Source organism: Nitratifractor sp. (genome assembly GCF_015487065.1).
GTDB lineage: Bacteria > Campylobacterota > Campylobacteria > Campylobacterales > Sulfurovaceae > Nitratifractor.
The window spans coordinates 1-4,530 of sequence record NZ_WFQN01000122.1; the positions used below are offsets into that span (position 1 = coordinate 1).

The window sequence follows — 4,530 nt, forward strand, 5'->3', positions numbered from 1 at the left end:
AAGGGGATGCTGACCGGTCCCGTGACGATCCTCAACTGGTCCTTCGTCCGGGACGATCAGCCCCGCGCCGAAACCTGCTATCAGATCGCCTTGGCGATCCGGGACGAGGTGGATGATCTGCAAAAGGCCGGTATCGGGATGATCCAGGTGGACGAAGCGGCTTTCAAGGAGGGCTATCCTCTGCGTGCCGCCAAGCGCCCCGACTACGAGCGTTTCGCGCTGGAAAGCTTCTGGGTCACGACCAATGTGGCCAAGCCCGAGACCCAGATCCATACCCACATGTGCTACAGCGAGTTCAACGATATCATCGACACCATCGAAGCGATGGATGCCGACGTCATCAGCATCGAAACCGCCCGCAGCGGCAACGTCTTGCTGCGGATCTTCAAAGAGCGTGGCTACGAGATGGAGATCGGCCCCGGGGTCTACGACATCCACTCGCCCCGTGTCCCCTCGGTGGAGGAGATGACGGCCCAGATCCACGCCCTGCTGGAGGTCCTACCGGCCCGTCAGCTCTGGATCAACCCCGACTGCGGTCTCAAGACCCGGGGCTGGCCGGAGGTCGAGGCGAGCCTGGACAATATGGTTCAGGCGGTCAAAGCGGTGCGGGAAGAGCTGGGGATCGGTGAGGTGTGACAGTCCGCGGTGGATTGTCTGTTTATCACCTCGGACCTGATCCGGAGTCCGGAGATAGGGTTTCCTGAAAATCGATGCAGGCACCTTCCTCCTGGATTTCGGCTTTAGCCGAAATGGCGAATCCCGGTCCTCGCTATTTCGTGGGATAGCAATCCCACGCTACGAAACTTTGCGGGACTGAAGTCCCGCCTCCTTTTCTGACAAGCCCTTCATACGATAGAATATTTTCTCAACTGAAACGATCGTCCCATAACGCCCATGAATCGAGGAGTCTCCGTGTTTACGATCCGCGAAACCGTCTTTATCGAAACCGTGGAAAAACGTTCCAAATTCCTCAGCTACCTCGTTCCCTATTCGCTCTTCGAAACCGAACATCAACGACTCCGTCACGAGCATCCCAAGGCCAATCATATCGTCCATGCTTTCAGATATATTAACGAATATCAACAAGCTGTTGAGGGGAGCAGCGACGACGGAGAGCCCAGAGGCTGTGCCGGGATCCCTACGCTCAACGTCCTGCGGGGTGCCGAGCTGGTGGAGTGTGCACTTTTGACGGTGCGTTATTTCGGCGGGATCAAACTGGGGACCGGCGGGATGGCCAGGGCCTATGGAAGCGCCGCTCGTGCCGCCGTGGAGTCGGCGACGCTGATCCCGTACCGAAAAGAGCGGACCTTTACCTTCCGAAGTCCTTATCTCTATCAGCGTCAGATCGACTATCGGCTCAAGGAACTTGGGATTCGGGTTCTGGATCGAAACTTCGACAGCGTAGAGTTCGGCTACACAATCCTGGGGACCGGGGAGCAGATCGATACATTCCTTTCCAAAACGGGAAGGTTGATCAAATCGCAAAGTAGCTAGATGATGACGAGAGGGGATCCGTTCGCTCTCTCTGAGAGTTCAAGGGGCTTTGGATATAATATTTCCTAATAGAATCCAGAGAGTATGCATCATCGAAACAGATCGGTTGATCGGCTGTTGGAGTTTGGATTCGGCAAAATTCCATCGCGTAGAAGGCAGCCTATGACACTGCGACAGATTGATACCCGAAACAACTTCCTCTATCTTCTGATCGCCCTGGTAGCCATCCTCTTCAGCAGTGCCGTCGCCGACGATTTTCCCGGCAGTCTCGGGGAGGATCTCTTCTCCCTGGTGAGCCTGCTGATGCTCATTGTGGGGATCAAGAGTCTGCGCTATGAGGTCTCCATCCAGCGGATCGCCTATACATTGGTGGTGATCCTCGGGGGGCTGACTCTGCTGTGGCGTTTCTATCCCGGACGGATTACCGCCCTGCTGATCCTGGCGACCTTTCTGCTGATTTTCGTCAGTGCCTTCAAACTCTCGGTCCGGCAGATCCTCTTTGAGGGGAGGGTGGATGCCAATAAAATCATCGGCTCCCTCTCCCTCTATCTCCTGATCGGGCTCATCTGGACGATCCTCTATCTGATGTTGTTGACCTTCGACCCCTCGGCCTTTCACGGGATCGAAATGAACGGTTGGCGGACCCTCTTTTCCCGGATGGCCTACTACAGTTTCGTCACCTTGACTACGCTGGGATACGGGGATATCACGCCGGCCAACCATGTCGCGGAATTTCTGGCCTATATGGAGGCGGTGACCGGGGTTTTCTATATGGCGATATTCGTTTCCAGTCTCATCAACCGGGGACGGGAAGATTCACGGCACCAGGAGGGAGAATGAGTACGGCGGTGTTTTCAGGGAGCGTAGCAAACGGGGGAGCGATGGCGCTGTTGCCTTCGCTGCCGCCCCGGGTGCGTTTCGCCGCCAAGACGGCTCTGGCCATTACGCTCTCCTATCTGGGGGCGATGGCGATGCAGTGGTCCCAGCCCTACCAGGGACCGGTGGCCGTGATGGTCATCGCCTCCGCCGGCCCGCTGCGCGAAAGCCTGGGCAAGGGGGTGATGCGGGTGGTGGGTACCGTGATCGGCGCACTGCTGGGGCTGCTTTTTCTCGCTCTTTTCCCTCAGGATACGACCCTCTATTTCCTGGCACTGACCCTGGCCGGGGGCGTGATCACCTATCTCTACTACGCCTGGCAGGGGGACAAGAGCTTCTGGCTGATCATGCTGCTGGTAATGGTGCTGCTCTACAACTACGGCTATGTGGACGATCGGCTCATCTATGCGGTGGATCGGAGCTGGTCTACCGCCTTCGGCATCTTCGTCTACGCCGTGCTCAATCTCTACCTCTGGCCGGAGAAGTCGGCCCAGAGCCGGGTCGCACAGGCCGCAGAACTGGCTCGACATTGGCAAAGCGCCTTCGACGCGGTACAGCACGGTGAGGAGGAGGCGGAAGCCACGCTTCCGCAGCTGGAAGCGGCGGAAAAGGCGATGGAACGGAGCCTGCGTGTAGGAGCCACAGAGTATCCCGGCGGCATCGCTTTCGACCGGTATCGCTGGGAGAGTCTCTGGGAACCCATCCTCCGGATCGACCGCCATCTGGGGATGCTCGCCTTGATGCGCTGGGGGAGGGTGCGGGAACGGATGGAGCGGCTTTTTCCCGAGACAGAACTCTTGCGTCGGGAGATCGGGCAGATGATGGGGCAGTTTGAACGATTCTGGGCGGCGCCTTTCACTCCCGAGGTGCCGCCCCGCCGTCATGTGGAGCTCTCCCGAAGCGCTCTGGAGACTCTGCCGGCGCTGGAGCGGGCCGAGATGCTGAGTCTGACCGAGGAGCTGCAGCGTCTCCATGAAGGGCTGCGCACCCTGCTGGAGCGACTGGCACGGATCCTCTCACCGGAGCCCGACCCGGTCGAAACGTTTTCCGAGAGCCGGAAAAGCCCCCGCCGTTTTCACTGGGGAGATCCCGAGGATCTCAAAGCGGCATTGACAGGGATGCTGGTCTTCTGGACGGGACTAGGGTTCTGGTATCTGATGCCCACCGACCTGGGCTATATGGTTCCGGCCATGGCCTTTGCCCTCAGCCTGCTGATACTTTTCACGCCGCTCAATCCTCTGGCACTGATCTTTATCTACACTCTCTCGTTTGCGGTCTCTTTCCTGACCTATGTCTTTGTCCTGCCGGTGCTGAGTACCTGGTGGGAGTTGGGGCTCTACTTTTTCCTCTATATGTTCGCCGCCTACTACTTCATTCCCACTGCCCTCTCTCTCTTTTTCGGCCTGGGGCTGGTCTTTCAGTTTATCGACAACACCACCTTTTTCAGTGTACAGCTTTTCGTAACGGTTCTGCTGCTCTTTTACCTCTTTCTGGGGCTGCTGCTGATCTTCAACTATCTGCCCTTTTCCAACCGGCCCAAAGATCTCTTCCTGCGGCTGGAACGGCGTTTCAGAGAGCTCAGCCGCGCCTTGAGCGGGGTGGAAGCCGGGCACAAGGCCTGGAGAGTGTGGCAGCGATGGGCCCTGGCCCAGCTTCCCGTTACCGCCGCCAAGATGAGGCTCTGGGCTTCGAAACTGGACCGACACTATTTTGACCGGCTCGATGAGAAGGCTCTGGAGCGTTATCTGCGCTCAGCACAGCTCAGTGCTGAAATCATCACATTGTTGGATCCGTTGCGTCGGCGATTGAGCTCAAGGGGACTTTTGGGAGAGTTTGAAGCGGTGGAGAAGGAAGTGTGGAGTTTTCTCTCAAAACTGCGGGGGATGGAGCTGGACAAAGCGCGCCGTTTGGCCGCTGAGAGGGGCCGGGAGCTGGATGCGAGACTTCGCCGCATCGATTGGCAGGCTGTCGGCCGCCAAACCCTGGGGGATCTGGCCCGCTACGTCACCCTGCGCAAACGCCTCATCGAGAGTCTGATCGAAGGGGAGGCCGCCCGGCGGAAGGCGGGACTGGAACAACTGAAATGGAGCCGTTTTTGATGAAGAGTCGACGGGATTTTCTGCGATGGAGCCTGCTGGGAAGCGGCGGGGTGCTGCTGGC

Annotated in this window: 3 protein-coding genes and 1 pseudogene; all 4 read left to right on the top strand. The window is 58.2% G+C overall.

Going from position 1 to position 4,530, the window contains the following annotated elements; all coding sequences use genetic code 11:
* A pseudogene (locus F8I07_RS06530) lies at nucleotides 1-636 on the top strand (5-methyltetrahydropteroyltriglutamate--homocysteine S-methyltransferase); the annotation flags it as partial.
* Nucleotides 637-912: 276 nt separating this feature from the next.
* The gene (locus tag F8I07_RS06535; RefSeq protein ID WP_292657296.1) at nucleotides 913-1,494 is read left to right on the top strand and encodes a YigZ family protein; all 582 of its coding nucleotides are present in this window, start codon (nucleotides 913-915) and stop codon (nucleotides 1,492-1,494) included.
* A gap of 162 nt (nucleotides 1,495-1,656) precedes the next feature.
* Nucleotides 1,657-2,334, top strand: coding sequence for a potassium channel family protein (locus tag F8I07_RS06540; protein WP_292657297.1), 678 nt, complete (start codon nucleotides 1,657-1,659; stop codon nucleotides 2,332-2,334).
* Nucleotides 2,331-4,469, top strand: coding sequence for an FUSC family protein (locus tag F8I07_RS06545; protein WP_292657300.1), 2,139 nt, complete (start codon nucleotides 2,331-2,333; stop codon nucleotides 4,467-4,469). Before F8I07_RS06540 ends, F8I07_RS06545 begins: the two co-directional genes overlap by 4 nt.
* Nucleotides 4,470-4,530 lie beyond the last annotated feature (61 nt).

Bases quoted from the DNA above. Each gene is read 5' to 3' on its own strand.
- F8I07_RS06545 (WP_292657300.1), top strand. From the start codon at position 2,331: ATGAGTACGGCGGTGTTTTCAGGGAGCGTAGCAAACGGGGGAGCGATG.
- F8I07_RS06540 (WP_292657297.1), top strand. From the start codon at position 1,657: ATGACACTGCGACAGATTGATACCCGAAACAACTTCCTCTATCTTCTG.